Genomic DNA, 370 nt, shown 5'->3' with positions numbered 1-370 from the left:
TGCTCTTTAACAATCTGGAACAAGCTGAAAATTGAAAACAACGCACTTTGTTTTTGCTTAAACAAAGTGAGAGTCTCTCAAAAAACTCCAATTTGTAGATGTTCTCTGCAATATCGAGTCGACGAGCAAGGTGATTTCAAGGCGAACAGCGCACAGCCAGCGCAGCGTACTTAAGGTACGTGAGCATGGCGAGCACTGGTCAACACGGAAATCATGAAGCGCAGTCACTCGTTGTTAACAGAAACACCTTCGGGTTGTGAGGTTAAGCGACTAAGCGTACACGGTGGATGCCTAGGCAATCAGAGGCGATGAAGGACGTGCTAATCTGCGAAAAGCGTCGGTAAGGTGATATGAACCGTTATAACCGACG

The 370-nt window shown here is 46.5% G+C and carries 1 rRNA gene; it reads left to right on the top strand.

The features are described 5' to 3' along the window. Window positions 1-260: 260 nt before the first annotated feature. Window positions 261-370: ribosomal RNA gene (locus AAZR93_RS21655) — 23S ribosomal RNA — on the top strand; the annotation flags it as partial.

This window comes from Providencia sp. Je.9.19 (assembly GCF_051129765.1).
In the GTDB taxonomy this organism is placed as follows: domain Bacteria; phylum Pseudomonadota; class Gammaproteobacteria; order Enterobacterales; family Enterobacteriaceae; genus Providencia.
Note: the sequence above shows the minus strand (reverse complement) of the source record. Positions and strands in the feature narration are given on the sequence as shown.